The sequence below is a fragment of the Wolbachia endosymbiont (group B) of Apotomis betuletana genome, assembly GCF_947250475.1.
Taxonomy (GTDB): Bacteria; Pseudomonadota; Alphaproteobacteria; order Rickettsiales; family Anaplasmataceae; genus Wolbachia.
In genome coordinates, this window is sequence record NZ_OX366320.1 from 630,274 (window position 1) to 651,195 (window position 20,922).

Here is a 20,922-nt window from a genome sequence, read left to right on the forward strand (position 1 = left end):
CTAATTCAGGTAACGTAAATTCACCTATTTAGAATAAAATCTAACGTGACTTCGCGCCAAATGTGATGATGCTCAGCAGGTAAGCCAATTAACGGGCTACATTTATACACTGCACGCATTGCATTATCTGCTGCTGATCTAAAAAGAGGATTATTTTGATAAGAACTACTATCTGCTACGTTGGCTACAACGATCTCGCCTTTACTGGATAATAATAAGTTAATTTTTATACTAAAATTTTCTTTATAAACTATGCCCTCAGGAATGCTCCAACACTCTGTCAGTTTATCCCTTATAGAATTAATAATTTCTGTTACAGCCAATTCATCATCTTTGTTCTCAATATTTTTCTTATCTCTTATTTCATTTTTCACCTCTTTGATGTCTTCTCTTAGTTTTCTTTCTACACCCTTTTTTCTTTTGGGAATTGGAATACCCTCATCAATTTCCTGTATTTCAATAATTTGCCTCGGTTGTACTAACTCAACTAATTCTTTTTTTCTTTGTGGTATAGGAATAACTGATGAATCATTCGTTTGGGCTTTCATTGAAAAAAGCAAAAAACAACATAGAGACAAAAGAAGAATATAATTAAAATAGAGAGGGCGCATATGTTAAGCAGCTTGTTTTACTGGTTTAAAGCTAATATTGCACATAAAGTCAATATATTTCAGTTGACTTAAACTCAAATTTGCTACACTAATTTTATTATCTCTATAATATCATATGGTCAATATACTCTAAATGAGATGGAAAGATGAAGGTGTTATTATAGCTGTTAAAAAATACGGTGATAAAAATTTAATTCTTTCTCTATTTACAAAAAATCATGGAAAGTGCAGAGGATTAACTAGGTTAACAAACAATAGCAATTATAAGTTTCAAATAAGTAATCTATTACATGCAGAATGGAGTGCTAAGCTACCTGAAAATCTAGGTTTTTTAAAGTGCGAATTGATTGAATCTCCATTTCATCATTTCTTTCAAGATAGGTTAAAAAGCATTGCTATTGTTTCTTTCTCGTCTATATTAGAAAAAGTGCTTCCAGAAAGTGAATCCTGCATCAAGTTGTATGATAATTTTAGACACTTCATCGATGTAATAAAACATAATAGCCAGTTTTGGCAAAGTCATTACCTTAACTTAGAGCTTCTGCTTCTTACGCAACTTGGATTTAAGTTAGACCTATCAAAATGTGCTGTAACAGGTGTGAAAGAAAATCTACAATTTATTTCTCCAAAAACTGGTAGAGCAGTGTCAAAAAAAGTAGGTGACTGTTATGCAGATAAATTACTACCTTTTCCACAGATGTTGCATGATGTATACAATAACAACCTACAAAATAGCTACTCATATCAAGAATTCAGACTAGGGTTAAAAATTACAGGGTATTTTTTAAATAAATATCTATTTCTGCAGTTAAATGCGAAATTTCCGGAGTTGAGAAATTTTATGCTATCATTTGAATCTTAGTTACTACTTATTTAAAAGAACTTCAACCAGTAACCACTCTATTTCTACCACTGTTTTTTGCTTTATATAAATATTTGTCAGCACGTACTATAAATTTTTTAACATCATCAAGGTCAGATCTTTGCATTGCTGAAATTCCAATGCTCACAGTTAAATTATGGGTTGTATTTTTATCCACAAGTATAAAAGGTTCTTTGGCAATAATTTTCCTTATTCTCTCTGCAATAGTATACGCATCTGATACATTGGTATCTGGCATTACAACAACAAATTCCTCACCACCAAACCTAGCTAATAAATCTGTCACTCTGATATTTTCAGAAATTCTTTTCTGTATTTCCTTTAAAAGTTCATCTCCAGCATTATGCCCAAAGTTATCATTCACCATCTTAAAATAATCTATATCAAGTATCATAAGAGATAAACTTCTATCTTTTTCCACAGAATCCTTAACAATATTTCTTAAGTGTGCATCAAAATATCTTCTATTATAACAGTTAGTTAATGGATCCTTTATAGACATTTCCACATTATTAAATAAATTCATTCTCAAGGCATCTTGATACCTTTTGCGTTTCACTTGCAAATTAACCCTAGCTATTAATTCACTCTCATCTAAAGGTACTGTTAAATAATCATTAGCACCTACATCAAGTGCCTTTACTAAATTGCTTTTATCATAATCTTCAGAAAGGATCAGAATTGGTGTATAACGTGTTTCTACTTTACTACGAAACTTAGAACACAACCGTAGGCCGTCAGTTTTTGAAAACTGCATGTCAGAAATAATCAGGTCGTAATTATCCTTAATACCAACCTTTAATGCTTCTTTTGGATCGTGCAGTATTTTAATTGATCTGAAGCGTTGCTTTAGAACATTGTGTATCTGCTCTGCTTGAAAGGTGTCCTCATCTACAACAAGTATGTTAGCATCAAAAATCTGATTAGAATAATCCATAATACTGCTTTCTGCTACTCCACCAATCTCAGCATTAGTTTCTCCTCTCAAGCACAACTCATCTATTATCATCTTTAAGCGCACAAGAGACTTAATTCTTGCAGATAAAGCAGTTTCATCTATCGGCTTAGTTAGAAAGTCATCCGCACCAGCATTAATTCCTTCCACTCTATCATGAGTGTCATGCAGCGCAGTTACCATAATTATTGGAATATAAGTCGTTAAGGGATCATTCTTTAGCTTCTTACAAACCTCAAAACCACTCATTTTTGGCATCATGACATCAAGTAAGATAATATCTGGCTGCTGTTCCGCTACTAAATCTATCGCCTCCTCGCCATCATAAGCTACAATAACTGTATAGTACTCTGCTTTTAGCTGAGCCTCCAAAAGCTTAACATTAGATGGTATATCATCTACTACTAGGATTTTTGCTGTCATTTTTTGTACTATCTACATTGTAAGTAGGATAAAGCTTGCCATCTTCACCAATTATGTAATTGACTTTTTCAACGTTATGCTCTTCATATAATTCTTTAATTCCGGTATCCTTCAACAATTTCCTAACTCTTGATTTTACAACCCAGAAATACCTATATATATTTTTAATAAGATTAAGAAATACAGGTACTTTACTTTTATCAAGAACCATTATACTCACTAAAGCTACAACTAAAACTTCTGACAGACCTATATTAAACATTTTTCCTATGAAGCAAGTATTTTAACTCTTCTGATTATGAGTATTAATTTACTTAAATCAAGTTTATAAGCGACCATCTCATCTAAAAAGCTATTGTAGCGCTCTATATAATCCTTATCATTAATAGCCCAAGTTTGAACCTTGTCTACATGATTATCAGTAGCTTTTATAACTTTAACAGCTAGCTTATGTTGATAATTGCTTAAATCATCTAATAAATCATTAATTAAGCTGCGATCCCAATAGGAAGAATGGCTTTTCATCTTGCCAGCAACTGTTCTAATCATATCAAATCTTAGCAGCGACTTTAATTCAAAGTATATTCTACCAGCCTCAAGGATGGACAAAGATGTCTGCTCAGCAACAGATATAACGTCCAGCGCATAAATAAGAATACGTAGATCAGCAACCCTTTTTGCTAGATCTTTATTTATGTTAAGCTCTAACAAAGAAGCTAATCCATGATTATAGACCTCTAATAGGTGCTCATCTAAAATATCATGGCCTAAAGTTTCAATTGCACCCCTAAATTTTGTAACACCATCTAGTTCTACAAGATTAAGCTTACCAAGATTTTTTACTAACCAAAATGATACCCTACCAATAAATTTTTGCACACTTCTCACTACTTGCAAATATGAATCAACATCAATTTTTCCATCCAATTCATCAATTTTCTGCCAAAGGCTACTTAAATTATATAGGTGATTAACAACGATATATATGTTAACTGCTTCATGTACTTTAATTCCAGTACTCTCAACCAAATTATTAATAAATATACAGCCCATCCTATTTACTACATCGTTTGTAATGCAAGTAGAAATAATTTCCCTACAAAGTTGGTGTTTCAATATGGAATCCTTGAACTCTGTTACCATCCTTTGTGGAAAGTAATTTAGTAAGTAATCACGGCACAAAAAATCTTTTTCAGGTAGCTCAGAGTGTATAACTTCATTTTTTATTGCTGTTCTTGCATAAGACATCAGAACAGAAAGCTGAGGAGAACAGAAACCTTCTCCATCAGTTAACATTCTTGCTACCTCTTCTTCAGCTGGAAGAAATTCTACATCTCGGTTTAGCAGCCCAAATTTCTCTAAACTGAGTAATAATTTATGGTGCTGCTCCAACTTTTCTTTAGCTTGCAAACACTCAAGAAGCAATGCTTTTGTTTCAATCCTGTTATGGTTTTCAAGTACCTTAGATGCAACTTCATCTATCATGCTAGCCAGTATTTCATTCCTTTTTTCCAAGGAAATTCCCCCTTCTTTCATAATTGCAACAAAAGCAATCTTGATGTTAACTTCAAGATCAGAACATATTACTCCTGCTGAATTATCAATAAAATCTGCATTGATATACCCACCTATTTTAGCGTATTCTACCCTTCCAAGCTGCGTGCAACCAAGGTTGCCACCCTCTATAAACATAGAAGCTCTAATATCATGACCGTTTACTCTTAATTCATCATTTGCTTTATCGCCAACCATGCCATGGCTTTCACTTTTTGCCTTAACAAAGGTGCCAATTCCTCCATTCCATATGAAATCCACTTTTGCCTTGAGCAAATATCGAATCAAATCATTTGGAGATAATGTATCTTCCGTTATATCAAAGCACTTTTTCATTTCTTGAGAAATTTCTACTTGTTTGCTACTACGTTCAAATACCCCGCCACCATGAGAAATCAAATCTCTATTGTAATCCATCCAAGTGGAAAACGGTAATTCAAAGAGCCGTTTACGCTCCACGAAACTCTTTTCCGCATCAGGATTTGGATCAACAAAAATATGCATATGATTAAATGCTCCAATTAAACTCATATTTCTTGAAAGCAGCATGCCGTTCCCAAATAGATCGCCAGCCATATCTCCAATTCCAATAACAGTTGTATCCTGGTAAATATCCTTATTCATTCTCCAAAAATGGCGTTGTGCTGCAATCCATGCACCTCTTGCTGTAATACCCATCTTTTTGTGGTCATAACCTGCTGATCCACCAGATGCAAATGCATCTTCGAGCCAAAAGTTACATTCAGAGGATATTTCGTTTGCATAATCAGAAAATGAAGCAGTGCCTTTATCTGCTGCAACTACCAAATATGGATCATCTTCGTCATACCTAATCACATTTTCTGGTGGAGTTATTTTGCCATCAACTACATTATCAGTAATATCAAGCATTCCTCTGATGAAATTCTTATAGCATTCAACACCTTTCTCCCTTAAAATGTTTTTGTCTTTATAAACTTGCTTTATTACAAACCCACCCTTTGCGCCAACAGGTACAATGACCGCATTTTTTGTCATCTGGGCTTTCATGAGTCCCAAAACTTCAGTGCGAAAATCTTCCGTTCTATCCGACCATCTCAAACCACCACGAGCCAACTTCCCTCCTCTTAGATGTATTCCCTCAAAAAGGTTCGAATAGACATATAATTCACGATACGGGCGAGGATCAGGTAACCCATTTATTTTACTTGAATCAAATTTGATAGATAAGTATGGCTTATCATCTTGATAATAACTGGTTCTCAAAATTGCCATTATCAAGTTAAATATCGAACGCAAAACGTAATCATGTGAAACGTTGCTGATCTCTTTTAGTAGTTCTTCAATTTTTTCTATCAAAATGCTAGTAGTTTCTGCCCTATCAATATCTATTTTAGTATCAAATCTTGAATGAAATAATTCTACTAAATACCTTACTACTTTTGGATACTCTGATACTACTTTCTGGATATATTCTGGGTTATAGCTAAATGATGTCTGCTTTAGGTAGGCGCTTAGCGCTCTAATCAGAAGCACTTCCTTCCACTCGAGCCCAGCAATAATGATCAAGCTGTTAAAATAGTCATTTTTTATTTCCTTGCTGAACACTTTTACAAGTGTTACCTCAAACTGCTCTTTTAAAGTAATGTTGTCTATTAATTCATCAACTCTTGACAACACAAAATGATGTATCCATATTCCACCGTTGATTTCTATATAAGAACCATTATGAGATAGAATCTTAGCCCCTAAATTCTTAGTAACCTTTAATATCTTTGACAATTCAAGGCCTCCGTTGCTTGGAGTGTAAACCTTCAATTGATAGTTGAGATTGTCACGAGTAAGCCTCAAATCAACTTCACTGACTTTTTTCTTTCTCACTATCTCCAATTTTTTCATATCATAATACGCATCATGAGGTTCAAAATTCTCTTGATAACTTATCGGAAATGCCTTGCAATAGCGGATAAATATATCCTCAACAGTGCTAAAAGTATTATATAAATTGTCTATAAAACGATCTTCCCACTTTTCTGTAATGTTTCTTAACTTGTTTTCGATACGCAAAACTTCATCATCAAAAACGCTAGCGCTTTTGGTTCTTAGCACCACGTGTAATTTCATCAAATCATATTCATTGATAATGTGATTGTTATAAATATCTGAACTTTCTGCATTCGTTTCATCTTTCAATATATCGCGTATCTTAAACATTAGTCTTGCACTAGCATAACGCATCGGTATCAATACTATGCAACTAATAAAGTTCCCTACCTTTCTCAAAAATAATTTGACTCTTGGTCTAATCGCAAGAGACATGATCGAGGTGCAAATTTCAAATAACTCGTCTTCATTTGATTGGAATAATTCGTCACAAGAAAATGCCTGTAAAATGGAAATTAAAGCTTTATTGTTATGGCCACCAGGAACAAATCCTGCCTTTTTTTCTATTGTTGTAACCTTATCCTTTATTACCGGAATAGTTCGAATATCTTGAACTTCTGCTATAGAAGTAAATAGCCCAAAAAAATGCTGTTCCCTTATTACATCACCCTGATCATTAAATTCTTTCACTCCTATACAATTCATATAGGTACGCCGATGAACTATTGAGATTAGGTCTGATCTTAGTATGTATAAAGAATTCAAGCTTTCAGAAAAAATTGATGAATTTTGGTACTCTTCACTTGCTCTCATTAACCCGAGGCTCTCCTTACCACTTAGAGCAAGCTTTCCTTCTTTATTAGTAATGTATTCTTGATAACCTAAAAATACAAAATTGTTATTTTTCAACCAAGCTAGAAAATCTCTGCCTCCAGCATCCAATGCCGGATGCTCAAGAAGCTTCTTGAGCATCCATTGCCAGTCCTTTACAACGCAGTTAACTGCTTTTAGCGTCTTTCGTAGAGATTCTTCTAGTGTATCAACAAAGCTATCACTTATGCCTTTAATAATTACATATATTACTGACTCTTTGATTCCATTACTTTCTTCCAAAAGATGAATTTTATCTATTAGGCTATTTTTTCTTTGAACATTAATTATGCTGTTACTATAATAGCATATAGTTAAACCGTGTGACTTAATAGTGGAAATGACAGAATCCACTAAAAAGGGCATGTCATAATTTGTGATTTTAATTATAGTGAAATTGCCTTCTATTCCTGAAATATCATTTACATTACTTACTGCCAATTTACTTTCTTCTTTTTCTTTTTTAAGAATGAAGTTGTATGCATCTTCTGCAATGTATAAAAGAAATTTATCGTTGACTTTTAGGTCACTATTATAAACAAAATTATAAAAGTACTGTATAAACTCTTTAATTTTTGCTTTCTCTTTTTTATTCCCTTGATCAACTAGCTTAAATAAAGACTCAACATTAACATTATGATTTATACACATTTTTCAAAACAAAAATACACAGCGAATCTAGATCTTTTTAACTAAGATTTCGTTACCAGAAGTATACACTATTAGCTCATCTCCTTCTACTATTTCCCCCGATAAAACTAACTTAGCTAGATTATTTTGAATGCATTCTTGTATTACCCTTTTCAGAGGCCGCGCTCCATATTCAGGGTCATATCCAGTTTGTGCTATTAGTTCTTTAGCTTCTTGCGATAAACTAATACTCAGTTTACGCTTAGCAAGCATCTTTTGTAAATAAGAGAATTGAACATCTATAATTTTATCAATGTCATCTTTGGTTAAGCTGTGGAATATAATAATTTCATCCAGTCTATTTAAAAATTCTGGACGAAACGCTGACTTAACTATTTTCATCACCTCATCTTTCACAGATTCGGTAGCTCCTCTTAGCATCACCTCAGCACCAAGGTTAGAAGTTAGAATCAGTATGGTATTGCGAAAATCAATCAATTTACCGTGGCTATCGGTGAGCCTGCCTTCATCCAAGATCTGCAGCAATATATTAAATATATCTGGATTTGCCTTTTCTATCTCATCAAACAAAATTACCTGATATGGTCTTCTCCTTACTGCCTCAGTTAACCTGCCACCTTGTTCATAGCCAACATATCCTGGAGGCGCACCAATTAACTTTGAAACGGAGTGTTTTTCCATATATTCTGACATATCAAAGCGTAGAAGTGCTGATTGATCATCAAACAAAAATTCGGCAAGGGATTTTGCCAACTCTGTTTTTCCAACTCCGGTTGGACCTAAGAATAAAAATGAACCAAAAGGTCGATTAGTATCCTGAACACCAGAGCGGGAGCGCCTTACTGCATTACTTATCGCTTCAATTGCATCTCTCTGCCCTATTACTCTTTTTCCTATTTCATTTTCCATGTTAAGGAGCTTTTCCTTTTCACTATGTATCATGTTATCAACTGGAATGCCTGTCCATTTTGAAACAATATTTGCAATATCACTCTCAGTAACTTCTTTCTTTAGGAAACTATCAGTAACTTTTTCCTGATTTTTTAACTCATTTTCAAGTTGAGGAATCACACCATACATCAATTCCCCTGCCCTTCCTAAATTTCCATTACGCTGAGCCAGTTCCAACTCTTTTCTCGAGTTATCCAATTTTTCAGCTGTTTCTTGTATTTTAGCTATCTTATTCTTTTCCATCTGCCATTTACTGCTTAAGTCAGCAAATTTACTGTTTAGACTCTCAATTTCCTCATTTATCTTTTTTAAACGTTGCTTAGAGTTTTCATCACTTTCTTTTTTCAAAGCCTCTGATTCAATTTTTAGTTGTATAATCTTTCTCTCAAGTTCGTCAATAACCTCAGGTTTGCTATCCATCTCAATTCTTACTCTGCTTGCTGCCTCATCAATTAAATCAATCGCTTTATCAGGTAAAAATCTATCTGTTATATATCTATTAGAAAGCGTTGCAGAAGAAATTATTGCACCATCTGTGATTCTAATACCATGATGCACCTCATATCTCTCCTTCAAACCTCTCAGTATTGAAATAGTATCAGTTTCAGTTGGTTGAGAAATAAACACAGGCTGAAAACGCCTTGCAAGCGCAGGATCTTTCTCTATATGTTGACGATACTCATCTAAAGTTGTAGCTCCTATACAGCGAATTTCTCCACGCGCAAGAGCAGGCTTTAGCAAATTTGAAGCGTCCATTGCACCACTTGTTGCTCCTGCTCCAACTAAAGTATGAAGCTCATCTATAAATAAGATAACTTTCCCCTCTGCTTTTGAAATATCATTGATTACTGCTTTTAATCTTTCTTCGAATTCTCCTCTGAATTTTGTTCCAGCAATTAACGCACCTAGATCCAAAGCTAAAACTTTTGCATCACGCAAACCAAGTGGTACATCATTTGCAACAATTCTGTTTGCTAAACCTTCAACTATTGCAGTTTTTCCAACACCAGGTTCACCTATCAGTACTGGATTATTTTTTGTTCGCCTCAACGATACCTGCATAGTTCTTCTGATTTCCTCATCACGACCAATTACAGGATCAAGCTTACCTTGCATAGCAAGCTCTGTAATATCTTTTGTATACCTCTTTGCCGCATTTAATTTTTCCTCGCTATTTGGAGAGTCTGCACTGCCACCTTTTCTCATTTCTGCAATAACTGAATTTAATTTTTGCGGTGTTACACCACCTTCTGCTAAAATTTTACCTACAATTTCATCTTTTTGTGCAGCAAGGCCCTGCAGTAACCGCTCAACAGTAACAAATGTGTCTTTATTTCTCCTCGCAATACCAATTGAATCATCAAAAACTTTTGCTACCTCTCTTGAAAGCTGAAGTCCACCACTACCTGGTCCTCCAACCACTGGAAACTTTTTAATTGCACTACTCACAGCATCAGAAATATTCTGAACATTTCCACCACAAGCGCCTATCAAATCCTGAACTAAACCTGACTCATCTTCAAGCATTACTTTAAGTAAATGTTCAGGCATAAAAATCTGATGCCCAGCTCCCAATGCTTTCATTTGAGCGCTCTGGATTAGGCTTTTTGCTTTTTCGGTAAATTTATTCAAGTCCATAATACAAATTTAACTCATACTTGCTGGTATATATAACAACTACTTTCTCAATTTTAAACTTAAAGTCATTCATCAATAAAAATTTTCTAAGTTCATACAAAACAAGAAAAAGCAGATTCTCTACAAAAGAGAAAACTTATATTAAAATATTAATTTGTTTTAAAACTAAACTAATGTTAAGATATAAAGCATATAGCTTAATTTTTTTATAAAAGAGCAATGAATATCAATGATTTTAACATAAAGAACTTAACAACAATTTCTATAGTACAAGAAATAAAGAATGGCGTTAGGCTTGTTCCAGACATAATCAAACCTGGAATACAGGGTATATTATAGGTTCTGTCGAATCTATAAACCATAGGAAAGAAGATCATTAAAGGTGGGATTATAGGAGTTATGAAGCCATTAACATAGCAAAATTCTCAAAAGTAGAAACATTATTTTAATAATTCGTCTTTTTTGAATCATACGAATATTTTCTATGCCTGTGATGGTAATCTTGGCGGAATGGAAGCTTTTAAACCCAAGCATTGGCTTTATTAGTTTTTTGATAAATCTATCAACAATATTATTTAGATATTTTATTTGAAGAACTGTAATCTTCAGAAATTTCTGCATTCAAATCATCAAGAGCAGCAGTATTACTGCCGCTTTTATCAATTACAATTTTCTCAGGAAGATAGTTACTCCTGAAGGCTTTACGAAAGAATGCAAGTGCTGCAGACTTGTCTCTACTAACACACAAGAGGAAGTCTACAGTATATAAATAAACCCATTTACCGTTTAATTTAATGTAAGTCTCTCCAACTACTACCAACCTGCTTCTTTCTTTTCCTTACTGCCTCATCTATCAGTGGTGATAACCCACCTTTGTAACGTAGCATTTTGCTCCCCTTATACTCATCATTTCTTCCAAATCTCGATAGCTCAAAGAGAATCGACATTTCATGTATACAGATAACATCCGCTGAAAAGCTAAATCCTTTGAAATATAGCAACAATTTTTGATTGATACGAAACATCTTTGCTTTTTTTTTAGACAATTATATCATTCTTCTTTCTACTTCCCTACAAATGCGATAGAACCGAAAAACTTCCTCTTATGGCTGTAAAAATGTTATGATAAGAGCTAATTTTCATGAGTAGGGAAATACCCAAATATTACTATCTTTCACCTTTTCTCCCTTCAAATTTTTTAACCATTTCTTTTACACTTACATTCGTGGAAGGTAAATTTTTGCTGGCAAGATGGTTGATCGAAGATTTTTTATTCCCTACTGGAAATGAACGAGATTGTTTTCTCTTCACACTGATATCCGTTTGTGTTACTGAAGCAGTTTTGTTTTCAGCAGGCAACACGTTCTTTACTTGATTTCGCTCAAATCTTTCTTTTAATGCCTTTACTTTACTACTCTCGCGAGTCACTTCTTTTTTCATAGCAACTACTAGTACTTTTGGTCCATCAGCTTTTTTTGCTGATTCTTTACCATCTTGATTTTCAGATTTTAGTGGTAGTGTAGGTTTACTCTCAGCTGATTTTTCCACTACTATTTTTTGCTCTGTGCTTACTTTTTCGCCTAAATCTTTAGGCTTTGGTGGTACTGCAGGTTTATCTTTTTTCGGTTCTTGTCTAATTTTTTGATTGGCAGTAAACATTTTCTCTGGTACTGGTGGTACTCTTGGTGGTTTTGGTGGTGCAAGAGATTGAAGTTGTTGTTTCTTCCTATGTTCTCTTTTTGCTTCTATATATTCTTTAGAGATTGTTGCATAAATCGGCTCCTCTTTAATTGATTGTAGATTACGCAAATCTTTTGTTAAAGATTTACTTTTTTCCTCTTGATAATTTGATATTTCTTCATACTCAGGATCTTCGTTTAATGAACCTCCATAACCTGAATCTTCTCGCTCATATAAGAGATTTTTCTTTTGCTGTCTATTTTCTAAATTTATTCCATATGACCTATATTTAGGTAGACTTCTTTCTATTCGCTCTAAATCTGAAATTTTTTGAATAACATCTGTATATTCGATTGCTGTTCTAGCAGTTGAAGGAGGCAATTTATCTTTTATAAAATTACTTATATTCCTAATCGAAACATCTCTTCCTAATATTCTATTGAATATCCTAAGAATTAATGGCTTTTTATTTGCCTTCTTTACACAATTATTCAAGTCATCACGTATAACAAGCTTAGCTACATCTTCTGCCTTATCTGTAAAACCCTCTAAAGCATGAGACAGATCTGTTACTGTTTTATAACATTGTTTCTCTGGATTTCCTAGATTTATAGCTTTGATCAGAGAATCAAGATTTTTTTTATAATCCTCACTTTTAAATGGATCATGCATACTCATTGCAGCTTTTCATTAAAATATAAGGTATAAGTATTAAGATCTAGTAAATATTAGCTTTTTAGTTCATATACAGCGATAACACTTAGCAGAATAACGATTTCGTCATTCTAGTGTCTGCTGTTACCCCTTATCTAGGTGTGTAAAAGTGAAATCTAGTTTCGCTATATAACCACAGTCTCATACAAGTATAGCCTTTCTTATAATAGTTCGAACGTGATAAGATATGTATTTATGTCGATAGTAGGCCAGTAGCGTATTACGATACGTTCAGATTATTGTGAAAAAGCTATAGCTTCTCGATTGAGAGTTGTCTTCTGCATTGAGCTCAACATTATTTACTACTTTTTCAGTAATAATTTCGGCAAACTCAGGAGAAAGTTCTTTTGCAGAAAATGCAGCATGTACATCATTTTTAACAAAGAAACACGTAGCAAGTGCAAATACTGCTGTTGGTACACAGCACCAAGGAGAAGCTATACTAAAAAAAGTTGTAGAAGCTACTAAAGTAAATATTGCTTGAAGCATAATATACTGTTTATCAATGCCAACATATTCAGCCATCAATTTTCTAATTTTGTTATTGCTGCCGTATGGCAAAAAAATATCTTAATAAAAGCTGTTACACTATTACTAGCAAGATATCAATCACGCTCTATTGGATCTACATTTTGATTTAAAATCGCCTATTTTCTTGCACCTTTTTGCCATTCATAGAATGTTAACTTTAAACTTCTTGGCTACAAATGCTCTACTTTCCCCTACATCCAATGCTTTTTTCCTTAAATCATAACTATATGCTGCTGGCATTTATATCTCCTCGCTACTTTACCTATTCCATCATGTTCACACTATTAGGAAAAGAGCTATAATTTTCAACACTAACAAAACTACTTCCTAATCTTTTACGCAGCAACCTATAGAACTTAATGCTGTGAATATATGATCAACAAAAAAACTTTGAGAAAAGGAAGAATAGACTTCTTCCTTTTACTTAACTACGCTGTTAACCCTATACTAACTCTTTGCTCTACATTAGCTCTATCTAGATTCTCACTAGGCTTTGAAATTACATATGTAATACCACCAGCAATAAGTCCAACTACTACAGCAGCAGCTATAGCTATACCAATTAAAGCCAATATCGGTAATGCAACACCAGCAGCAAAACATCCACCACCAGTTGCCAATGCAGCTATAGCACCATAAACACAGCCAATTATTATTGGTTTATTAGTAGTTTTTACTTTGTCTTTTTGTTTACTATTCTCTATTTCAGATGTACTACTTTCATCAGTTATATTTCCTTCAGTTTTAGGAACGATGCTTTCAGCCATTGAAGACTGTTCATTACTTTCACAATCGGGCATAATACTTATTTCAGATGTACTACTTTCATCAGTTATATTTCCTTCAGTTTTAGGAACGCTGCTTTCAGCTACTGAAGATTGTTCCTGAATTTCGCAACCAGACATGATCTTTTTAAGTACTGTTAGCCTATCAGCAATTTGCTGTGGATCTTTTGATGATGGGTCTAAAATCTCCTTAAGTACATCACAAATATCTTTATTTTTGTGATTAGGCACGATCCTTTCAAGGGTTACTTTCCAATCCTCTTGCTCTTGCTTTTTAAATATCTCTTGAACTCTATCGTGCATTGTAATTTTGTTAAGATCATCTTTACTTTCACAACTAGATATGCTCTTTGCAAGTACTTCTAGCCAACCATCAATTTTAGTTTTTTCCTTTTCATCTTGTTCTTGATTTTTTAATATTTCTAAAATCTTCTTGGTTTTGTTAAGATAATCTTTTCTTACACTAGCGAAAACTTTTTCTAACATATTATCATTTTTAGCTGCATCTAGAATAGCTTCAATGCTTTTATGACTAGCTTCCTGATTAGTAAGATTTATAGCATAGGTAAGGGGTGTTAGAGTATATTCGTGATTACCTGAAGGCCTGATCTTTATATTCGCAGCAGTAAGAACTTTTTCTAATAACTCTTTATCTTTTTTGGCTATATTTAGAATAGTGTCAATGCCTATCTGATTATTAAGAATTATAGCATAGGCAAGTGGTGTTAAAGTAATTTCTTGACCATTTGAAAACTTGATCTTTATATTCGCAGTAGTAAGAATTTTTTCTAATATACTATTTCTTTTAGCTACATCTAGAATACCTTGAATGCTTTCCTGTTGTTTTTGATTTATAACAAAGCCAAGCAGTGTTAGAGTATGCTCTTGATCATCGCAATTAACACATTTCACATGAGTAAGAACTTGCTCCCAATCCTCTTTTGCTGGAATGTCTTCATAAATAGCACAACTAATATCTTCGTAAAGATCATTAATATTATCTTGATTTCGTATTGTAGTCTTTAACTTATCATATAATCCTTGTTGTGTTTTGTTTAACTCTTCATAACTTAGCATATCAAATTCTCCTATTCAAAATAATAATATACTTTAATTATTATATATTTAAGCAAACAAGTCAATAAATCAATAAAATGCTGTGGTGCCAAAAACACTCAAACAAGAAAAAGTGCTCCGGTGCTCATTCTTTGTTTATAAATAATATTCTTAATTCAATCCTTTGCTTTCTTCTCAATATATCTACATATTAGGATAGACAGCTCATATAATACCAACATTGGAATTGCAAGCCCTACTTGGCTTAGTACATCAGGTGGAGTTAAGATTGCAGCAATAATGAAAATTACCACTATCGCAATTCTGCGTTTATTTGACAAACTTTGTGCAGTGATTAGCCCTACTCTCACCATTAAGGTTAGTATGACTGGAATTTGAAATGCAGTACCAAACGCAAACATGAATTGAAGAACAAGGTCTAAATATTCACTAACTGATGGCATAAACTCTATTGGTATACCGAAAGATTTACCGCTATGTTCAAAAGCAATAAAAAATTTCCAGGCTAGGGGAAATATGTAGTAGTAAACTACAGCGGCTCCCGTTACAAACAAAACCGGTGTTGCAATTAAGTATGGCAATAACACTGCCCTTTCTCTTTTATATAAGCCAGGTGCTAGAAACATATAGAATTGCCATGCAAACACAGGAAAAGAAAACAACAGTGCACTCATTATTGCAACCCTGAGATATACAAAAAACGCTTCTGTTAAGTCTGTATAGATTAGAGAAAAATCATTGCTATCTTTTGTAACTTCTATTAAAGGTGCAAGTAAAAAGCGGTATATATTTTCTTTAAAGTAGTAACAAAACCCGAAGGTAACACAAAAAAATAGAAAGCAAAAAATAACCCTTTTTCTAAGTTCCGCAAAGTGCTCATAAAATGAAGCATATTTTTGTGAGTTTTCGTTCATACTTTACAATAAAGCTATATCTAACATTCTCAGTGAAAAAGCCCATTCATTATCGTACCACGCTGCAACTCTACAGATATCACCTGTGACATATGTACCAGCTAAATCCACAATTGCACTATAAGGGTTATGGACAAAGTCTATTGAAACTAAAGGCTCGTTACATACGGAAAGCACATGATTTGCTGAATTCTTAAACATTTCATTTATTTCTCCAGCTGTTACCTTCTTATCAGTCGTAAATTTAAAATCAACCATAGAAACGTTGCTAACCGGAACTCTAATAGCAGTACCATCTAGCTTACCCTTTAACTGAGGAATGACAGAACCAATTGTTTTTGCTGCTCCAGTTGTAGTTGGCACCATAGAAAGGCCACAAGCTCTTGCCCTACGTAAGTCTCTATGGTTGCCATCAAGAATATTTTGATCATTCGTATAGGCATGTATAGTGGTCATAAAACCGCTTTTTATACCTAAATTGGAGTGTAAAACGTGTACAATCGGAGCCAGACAGTTTGTAGTACAAGAACCTGCTGAGATCACTTTATGCTCCTTTTTTAGCATATCGTTATTTACGCCGTAAACTACAGTTACATCAGCATCTGAAACTGGAGCAGAGACAATTACTCTCTCTGCATTATGCTTTGCTGCTTCCGCACGCTTGTTGAATGCACCAGTGCATTCAAGCACTACATCAACATTCCAAGGAATATTTTCAGGGCTACGTTCTCTATATAAAGAAAATTTCCTGCCATTTATAGATAGCCAATTTTCAGACTCGTTAAAATCAATATCGCCGTTAAATTTGCCATGAACAGAGTCATATTTAATCAAATGTGCATGCTGCTCAGCACTGAGCGACCCATTTACCGCCACAACTTCTATTTGCTCGCTATAGTTTTCTACTTCAAAAATAGCACGCAATACACTTCTGCCTATTCTACCAAGACCATTAATTCCTACACGAATTGTCATTTTTCCATCTTAAAAGTTTAATTATAGAGGATATTGCCTGATATTTCATTCTATTCTTTTAGCTGTTAATCCTAATGTTATAATATATTGATTGACTAAAGAAACTGTATCACTTAATTAATAATATCTAAATTTTAACTTGGAGTAGGTTATGCATGGATTACCAATGACAAATTCAGATAATCAGTATCAGCAAAGAAAAATAGAAGCATTGCAAAAAGAAAATAAAGGACTGTCAGAAAAAGTGAAAACACTACAGAAAATGTCAGTGCTGCACAATGAAATGCTAGTAATGCTACAGTGGAAATCAATACCAGAGAAACTGCGCACAGAAATATTAAAAAAACTGCTAGAAACACCTCAAGAAGCAGCAGCATTTCAATTAGAAGAAAGAGATGAAGATCAGCAAGTAATAGAAGACATACTGGATATGCAAGAAGAATTTGAATCTTCACAAAATTTGGAAATGCGGGAGTGTTAAATAAACCATACGCGTCAAGTTAAGGAAAAGTGGTATAAGGAAGAAAGGAAACGAAAAAAACTATTTTATATATTAAGTAATAAAGTTATTAATTTATAGATTCTTCTGAAAAAATCATCTTCTTCTAGATAAGAACTCCCTAAAAAAATAAATGTAACAAATAAAATGCCCATCTCAAATGTTGCTATATTTCACGATATTTCCTTAACTTGACGCGTATGGTTTATTTAACACTCCCAACTTGTCCGGGAATTGATAAACTCAAGCATATTTCTCTCCTTAACATAACTCTACTCATAGCCAGATATATGAAATTTTCAGTGAGTAAATCTTATTCTTTCGATAGTCTTCTATTCCTAAAGCAAAAGTCCTTTCTACAACCCACCTTCTTGGCTGTACTTTAAACCCCTCATTGGTAGTAGCTAAGGCGGTGTGTCTTTGTTGACTTAGAACCTACATGAAGGCCTTTTGACAATCTCAATATCCATACCATATTCTTCCTTTATATGATTTTTTAAATTTTCTCCTTGGTATCCCATCACATAGTAAATACCGCCATTTACACCTGTACACAATACATAGAAAATTGCTTCTAATATTTCTCTTTTGCTATACTTTGACGACCTTCCTCCTTTCCTGTATGATACTCTGGAGTAGCTTTCTATTCTTGTCCATTCCCTTTGACTTAGGTCTGCTGGATGCTTTTTTCTCATCTTTACCCAGCACTAAAACTTTAGATATTATAGCCTTTTACTAATCTCTGGACAAGCTCTAGCTTCGGTAAACTCAGTAGAAGGTTCTTTTGCAAAAAATGCAGCATGTACAGCATTTTTAATAAAAAAACATGCAGCAAGTGCAAATATTGCTGTCGGTACATAGCGCAAAGGAGAAGCTATACTAAAAAAAGTAGCAGAAGCGACGATTAAGCAACAACAAGTCAGTATCGTTTGATCACGTAGATAACGTCTATCAACTCCACCGTACTCAGCCATCAACCTTTTAACTTTATCATTGTTACCGTATGGCAAAGTAAGCGTTTTAATCCAATTCATTATACCATTATTAATGAAATATGGAGCATACTCTATAACTCTGGAGCCATTAACCTTCTGATTAGGATCTGCACCATACTTTAGAAGCAACTCTACATATTTTTCGCGTTTATCGTTGTCAAAATTGATTGCTTGATATAATGGACCTCGATCATTTTTATCTAACATATTAGGATTAGCACCATATTTCAAAAGTATTTCCATAGTATGATCATCATAACACAAAAACGCTTCAAACAACGGATTTTTACCATTTCTATCTACCATATTAGGATCAGCACCATATTGTAACAATAACTCTACAATTCTGCTGTCATCGAGAACCATATAATAGTGTAACGAAGCTTCATTATGTAATAGCTTTATATTAGGATCAGCACCATTTTCTAAAAGAAGTTTCAGAATACTATAATTTCTTGAATCTAAAGCAATAGATAATGGAAAGTAAATATAAATTTCTTCATTGATGTAATCACCAAATCTTTCATCTTTACCATTTTTGAATTTGGAAAAAAGCTTTTTAAGAAACGCTATATCCTGATTGCGGATAGCCCAACATAAGTAAAACCTCAAATCTTCAGGCGAATTAATTCCATTTAAATTTTCGTCAGTTAGATTTGTAACCTCTTCTATATTTTTCTTAGTGAGAAATTCATATGCAGAACCTAGCTGCTTAAATTTCTCTTCATTTTGTTTCTTCACAACCTCATTTTTACCTGAATGTTTATCAGGATGATATTTCAAAGCTAATTTTCTATAAGCTGATTTAATTTCTTGTTTACTAGGCTCATCACTTGATTCAAAACCTAATATTTTTAAAGCTTCGTCTCTTTGTATGGTCATAATGTTTCTTTAATAAATTTATATATATAGTTTATTATATAATATCTATGATATAAAATCAAGTAATTCCCGATAATCTAGAAAAGCAAATTTTTCCATTAGCTGGTTTTTAGAAAAATTTAATCCCCTCTCATAAAATTCATTTTTCACATCAGATTTACAGTAATCATGAACCTGTCACGTGTAATGCTTCTCCACATAATCACTAATAATTGCCTTAAATTCTTCAAAAATATTATCACCTTGTAAAGTTTTGAAATATTTGCCGTCTTTGTAGACTGCTGAAACAGGTTTTTCTCCATACCCAGGCAGGCTGATCCCCAGATTTGCATGTTTGCTCTCTCCAGGACCATTTACTATGCATCCCATAACAGCAACTTTCATATACTCTACACCAGGATTATTTTTCTTCCATACCGGCATATGAGTTTTTATGTAGCCATTTACTTCCTCAGTTAATATACGAAAACGATCGCTACTTGTGCGTCCACAACCAGGACATGAACTCACCTGAGGGTTAAAGTGACGTAAACCTATAGACTGCAGTATTTCCTGACATACTACCACCTCATTAGTGCGTGATTCACCAGGGCGCTGAGTTAAAGAAGCCCGGATAGTGTCTCCAATACCATTTTGCAATAAATAAGTAAGCCCTGCTGTGGTATTTACTACGCCTTTGTTACCCATACCAGCTTCGGTTAAACCCAAATGCAGCGCATAATTGGAAGATTTTGCAAGTGCCGTATAAACTAAAATTAAATCCTGCACTCTACTGACTTTACATGAAATGATTATTTTCTCTGCATTAAGGCCAATCTTTTCAGCTTTTTTTGCACTACCAAGAGCAGACATTACAAGCGTCTTACGTAATATAACATCAGAAGTTTTTGGATTACTAGACAAGGAGTTTTCATCCATTAATTTTTGTGAAAGGTACTTATCAAGACTACCCCAATTTACTCCAATTCTGACAGGAAGATCATGCGTTATTGCATACTCTATAATTTTTTCGAATTTTTCATCACGTTTATCACCAAAGCCTATATTACCTGGATTTATCCTAATTTTACCCAGAATTTTAATGTTGTCTGGATAATCCTGAATCAGCCTGTAGAGCTCATATTGTCCACAGCCTACTAATATCTTACCATCAAAGCCTTCTTTATTTATTTCCTCTACTATATAAGGTATTGCTTTTGCTACTTCCTCTGAGTTCAAAGCAATTCGCACCAACTCTGAACCTGCATGCGCTAGTTCTATTACTTCTTTTGCATATTTCTGAGCACTGCTTTTTATGTTGTCAGAATCTATATGTGCACCAAGTGACATGGATTGAACAACTATAGGATTATTTCCACCTATCTTCACTTGTCCAACTTTTACAGTATGAGTTTTATGCCTGGAAACCGGCGATGACTCATATGCATCATCACTCAGTGTCAGGTCTCTATCTAGCATATTATTAATCGTG

General features: G+C 33.8%; 14 protein-coding genes and 3 pseudogenes. 2 read left to right on the top strand and 15 right to left on the bottom strand.

Annotated elements, in window-relative coordinates; all coding sequences use genetic code 11:
- Positions 1 to 20: 20 nt before the first annotated feature.
- Positions 21 to 548, bottom strand: coding sequence for a hypothetical protein (locus OOK82_RS02845; RefSeq protein ID WP_010401890.1), 528 nt, complete (start codon positions 546 to 548; stop codon positions 21 to 23).
- 196 nt (positions 549 to 744) lie between these two features.
- Here OOK82_RS02845 and recO point away from each other — a divergent pair, with 196 nt between their 5' ends.
- Positions 745 to 1,473 carry a DNA repair protein RecO gene (gene recO / locus OOK82_RS02850; protein ID WP_007302913.1) on the top strand — a complete coding sequence of 243 codons (729 nt, stop codon included), beginning with the start codon at positions 745 to 747 and terminating at the stop codon, positions 1,471 to 1,473.
- Between the two features lie 22 nt (positions 1,474 to 1,495).
- On the opposite strand, the gene OOK82_RS02855 is transcribed toward recO, so the two are convergent.
- The 11 genes and pseudogenes from OOK82_RS02855 to gap all read right to left on the bottom strand — a co-directional run bounded on the left by OOK82_RS02855 (position 1,496) and on the right by gap (position 17,075).
- Complete coding sequence (locus OOK82_RS02855; protein WP_010401888.1) at positions 1,496 to 2,872, bottom strand: PleD family two-component system response regulator; 1,377 nt, start codon at positions 2,870 to 2,872, stop codon at positions 1,496 to 1,498.
- Positions 2,844 to 3,134 (bottom strand): Sec-independent protein translocase subunit TatB, encoded by a 291-nt coding sequence (gene tatB / locus OOK82_RS02860; protein WP_264687230.1) that lies wholly within the window; start codon positions 3,132 to 3,134, stop codon positions 2,844 to 2,846. Before tatB ends, OOK82_RS02855 begins: the two co-directional genes overlap by 29 nt.
- A 5-nt stretch (positions 3,135 to 3,139) precedes the next feature.
- Positions 3,140 to 7,810, bottom strand: a complete 4,671-nt coding sequence (locus OOK82_RS02865; RefSeq protein WP_264687229.1) for an NAD-glutamate dehydrogenase — start codon at positions 7,808 to 7,810, stop codon at positions 3,140 to 3,142.
- Positions 7,811 to 7,837: 27 nt separating this feature from the next.
- Positions 7,838 to 10,399, bottom strand: a complete 2,562-nt coding sequence (gene clpB / locus OOK82_RS02870; RefSeq protein WP_264704422.1) for an ATP-dependent chaperone ClpB — start codon at positions 10,397 to 10,399, stop codon at positions 7,838 to 7,840.
- Between the two features lie 397 nt (positions 10,400 to 10,796).
- A pseudogene (locus OOK82_RS02875) lies at positions 10,797 to 11,424 on the bottom strand (IS6 family transposase).
- Between the two features lie 142 nt (positions 11,425 to 11,566).
- Entirely contained in the window at positions 11,567 to 12,757 is a 1,191-nt protein-coding gene (locus OOK82_RS02880; RefSeq protein ID WP_264704423.1) for a hypothetical protein, read from the bottom strand.
- A 267-nt stretch (positions 12,758 to 13,024) separates the two neighbouring features.
- Complete coding sequence (locus OOK82_RS02885) at positions 13,025 to 13,318, bottom strand: hypothetical protein (protein WP_264704424.1); 294 nt, start codon at positions 13,316 to 13,318, stop codon at positions 13,025 to 13,027.
- 93 nt (positions 13,319 to 13,411) lie between these two features.
- Positions 13,412 to 13,564, bottom strand: a pseudogene (locus OOK82_RS07700) (IS630-like element ISWpi11 family transposase); the annotation flags it as partial.
- 188 nt (positions 13,565 to 13,752) lie between these two features.
- A complete protein-coding gene (locus tag OOK82_RS02890; protein WP_264704425.1) occupies positions 13,753 to 15,186 on the bottom strand; it encodes a WD_0033/WD_0034 family tandem repeat-containing protein in 1,434 nt (477 codons plus the stop codon).
- A gap of 155 nt (positions 15,187 to 15,341) precedes the next feature.
- Positions 15,342 to 16,100 carry a twin-arginine translocase subunit TatC gene (gene tatC / locus OOK82_RS02895; protein WP_010401503.1) on the bottom strand — a complete coding sequence of 253 codons (759 nt, stop codon included), beginning with the start codon at positions 16,098 to 16,100 and terminating at the stop codon, positions 15,342 to 15,344.
- 3 nt (positions 16,101 to 16,103) lie between these two features.
- Positions 16,104 to 17,075, bottom strand: coding sequence for a type I glyceraldehyde-3-phosphate dehydrogenase (gene gap, locus OOK82_RS02900; protein ID WP_019236363.1), 972 nt, complete (start codon positions 17,073 to 17,075; stop codon positions 16,104 to 16,106).
- A 151-nt stretch (positions 17,076 to 17,226) separates the two neighbouring features.
- Here gap and OOK82_RS02905 point away from each other — a divergent pair, with 151 nt between their 5' ends.
- The gene (locus tag OOK82_RS02905) at positions 17,227 to 17,556 is read left to right on the top strand and encodes a hypothetical protein (protein WP_064085722.1); all 330 of its coding nucleotides are present in this window, start codon (positions 17,227 to 17,229) and stop codon (positions 17,554 to 17,556) included.
- A 223-nt stretch (positions 17,557 to 17,779) separates the two neighbouring features.
- Here the strand turns inward: OOK82_RS02905 and OOK82_RS02910 are convergent.
- The 3 genes and pseudogenes from OOK82_RS02910 to ispG all read right to left on the bottom strand — a co-directional run bounded on the left by OOK82_RS02910 (position 17,780) and on the right by ispG (position 20,909).
- Positions 17,780 to 18,269, bottom strand: a pseudogene (locus tag OOK82_RS02910) (transposase).
- A gap of 27 nt (positions 18,270 to 18,296) precedes the next feature.
- Positions 18,297 to 19,451, bottom strand: coding sequence for an ankyrin repeat domain-containing protein (locus OOK82_RS02915; protein WP_264704426.1), 1,155 nt, complete (start codon positions 19,449 to 19,451; stop codon positions 18,297 to 18,299).
- Positions 19,452 to 19,628: 177 nt separating this feature from the next.
- Positions 19,629 to 20,909, bottom strand: a complete 1,281-nt coding sequence (ispG, locus tag OOK82_RS02920) for a flavodoxin-dependent (E)-4-hydroxy-3-methylbut-2-enyl-diphosphate synthase (RefSeq protein WP_264687223.1) — start codon at positions 20,907 to 20,909, stop codon at positions 19,629 to 19,631.
- Between the last annotated feature and the right edge of the window lie 13 nt (positions 20,910 to 20,922).

Excerpts from the sequence above, each read along its gene's own strand:
- OOK82_RS02880 (WP_264704423.1), bottom strand. The coding sequence starts at position 12,757 with ATGAGTATGCATGATCCATTTAAAAGTGAGGATTATAAAAAAAATCTT.
- ispG (WP_264687223.1), bottom strand. The coding sequence starts at position 20,909 with ATGCTAGATAGAGACCTGACACTGAGTGATGATGCATATGAGTCATCG.
- clpB (WP_264704422.1), bottom strand. The coding sequence starts at position 10,399 with ATGGACTTGAATAAATTTACCGAAAAAGCAAAAAGCCTAATCCAGAGC.
- recO (WP_007302913.1), top strand. The coding sequence starts at position 745 with ATGAGATGGAAAGATGAAGGTGTTATTATAGCTGTTAAAAAATACGGT.
- OOK82_RS02845 (WP_010401890.1), bottom strand. The coding sequence starts at position 548 with ATGAAAGCCCAAACGAATGATTCATCAGTTATTCCTATACCACAAAGA.
- tatC (WP_010401503.1), bottom strand. The coding sequence starts at position 16,100 with ATGAACGAAAACTCACAAAAATATGCTTCATTTTATGAGCACTTTGCG.
- gap (WP_019236363.1), bottom strand. The coding sequence starts at position 17,075 with ATGACAATTCGTGTAGGAATTAATGGTCTTGGTAGAATAGGCAGAAGT.
- OOK82_RS02905 (WP_064085722.1), top strand. The coding sequence starts at position 17,227 with ATGCATGGATTACCAATGACAAATTCAGATAATCAGTATCAGCAAAGA.
- tatB (WP_264687230.1), bottom strand. The coding sequence starts at position 3,134 with ATGTTTAATATAGGTCTGTCAGAAGTTTTAGTTGTAGCTTTAGTGAGT.
- OOK82_RS02915 (WP_264704426.1), bottom strand. The coding sequence starts at position 19,451 with ATGACCATACAAAGAGACGAAGCTTTAAAAATATTAGGTTTTGAATCA.
- OOK82_RS02885 (WP_264704424.1), bottom strand. The coding sequence starts at position 13,318 with ATGGCTGAATATGTTGGCATTGATAAACAGTATATTATGCTTCAAGCA.
- OOK82_RS02890 (WP_264704425.1), bottom strand. The coding sequence starts at position 15,186 with ATGCTAAGTTATGAAGAGTTAAACAAAACACAACAAGGATTATATGAT.
- OOK82_RS02865 (WP_264687229.1), bottom strand. The coding sequence starts at position 7,810 with ATGTGTATAAATCATAATGTTAATGTTGAGTCTTTATTTAAGCTAGTT.
- OOK82_RS02855 (WP_010401888.1), bottom strand. The coding sequence starts at position 2,872 with ATGACAGCAAAAATCCTAGTAGTAGATGATATACCATCTAATGTTAAG.